Genomic DNA, 1,538 nt, shown 5'->3' with positions numbered 1-1,538 from the left:
GTCCAATTCGTAGGCTCCATTCTGGACATTTGGACAGATTGGACACCTCCCACCGGATGTGCGCATTGTCAGCGATGCGGGAAAGCTGCCGTTCGCTGCAGTGCCGCACCTGTAAGCCGCTTCAATGGCTGCTGTGCGGACGAAGCTGTCGTTCGCCCCGCGTCCTTAAACACCGTGCAACACTGTGTTTAGAGAATTGACGGCCGCCCGGTATATCGAGAGGCCGTCTTCTCAAGAAGAGGGTTTAGGCGAAACCGCCATCCGGAGTTGTTGAGGAGTCAGTACCTTCTGCCTCATCGGACCCCGACTCAGAGCCTTCTCCGTCATCCCCTCCAGCTTGATCGCTATCGGTCTCAGAGCCTTTGTCTCCATCTGACATTCCGCGGGAACCGCCGCCCCAATCACCTTTCCCGTTTGGGCTCTCTCCTGCATTTCCGACCGCACTTTCATTGCCGGGGTTGCCTGCGGCACCGTCACTAGCGCCAGCCGCGCCAGCGCCACCGTTGCCACCTCCATTGCCACCACCGTTGCCGCCTCCATTGCCACCACCGTTGCCGCCAGCTTGCGCATGAGCAGGGTTAGCCGACATATCAATGTCAATGACTGTCAACGGCACCGCGAGAGCCGTCGACGCAGCAAGAGTGAACGCAAGGTTTTTGATCGAATTCATAACGTGGACCTCCTTTGATCCATGAGCAAATAATCTATCAATGTGCAAAATATTGGGCAGCTTCCTCTAATTTTGCGCCTATTCGTCGCCTATGGGCTCGAAGCGGACTACTGCGCCGCAGAAATGCTGGTCGAGCCTTTGGTTCCCAAAGCGGTCCTTGGTCGAGAGACAGTAGATTGTCGACGTCGGCGCGGTGCTGACGCCAGGAGCGGGAGGGCCGGATGGAGACCTCATCATGTCCAGAATCCAGCTCCCGGCAACGCGACCCGTACGTCCGGCATGGAACAAGGGCCGACTTATCGGCCAGAAGCGACCGCTCCTACCCAAGCAGGTTTGGGCCATTCGAGCCAGGCTTGAACTTGCCAATAACCTACGGGACCTGGCGCTGTTCAACCTTGCAATCGACAGCAAGCTCCGCGGGTGTGACCTCGTTCGTCTGCGCGTCAGTGAACTCGTCGTTGGCGGTTCAGTCCGAGACCGCGTGTCGGTCATACAGAGTAAGACGGGCAGGCCCGTTCAGTTCGAAGTCTCCGGTAATACGCGAAGCTCGGTTCTTGAATGGGTCATGTCGCCCTCGATGATCGGTTGCGGCGTCCTGTTTCCGAGCAGGTTCCACGGCTCGCCCCATCTCTCCACTCGGCAGTACGCCCGTCTTGTGAGGGACTGGGTGTCTGCGATCGATCTCGATCCAAATGCCTATGGGACGCATTCCCTGCGGAGGACAAAGGCCGCGTTGATCTACCGGAAGACAGGCAACTTGCGTGCGGTCCAGCTTCTGCTCGGTCACACCAAGGTGGACAGCACGGTCAGGTACCTCGGCGTCGAACTCGACGACGCGCTGAGCATCGCAGAGAAGATCGAAATCTGA

Annotated in this window: 2 protein-coding genes; one reads left to right on the top strand and one right to left on the bottom strand. The window is 58.4% G+C overall.

Features of this window, described 5'->3' with window-relative positions:
• Positions 1-231 precede the first annotated feature (231 nt).
• Positions 232-570: a hypothetical protein gene (locus tag TR61_RS19365; protein WP_157441003.1), complete on the bottom strand. Its 339-nt coding sequence runs from the start codon at positions 568-570 to the stop codon at positions 232-234.
• Between the two features lie 335 nt (positions 571-905).
• Here TR61_RS19365 and TR61_RS19360 point away from each other — a divergent pair, with 335 nt between their 5' ends.
• Entirely contained in the window at positions 906-1,538 is a 633-nt protein-coding gene (locus TR61_RS19360; protein WP_050932201.1) for a tyrosine-type recombinase/integrase, read from the top strand.

This window comes from Aestuariivita boseongensis (assembly GCF_001262635.1).
Lineage (GTDB): Bacteria > Pseudomonadota > Alphaproteobacteria > Rhodobacterales > Rhodobacteraceae > Aestuariivita > Aestuariivita boseongensis.
The sequence above is the reverse complement of the archived record's forward strand: the minus strand, read 5'-3'. Positions and strand labels throughout refer to the sequence as shown.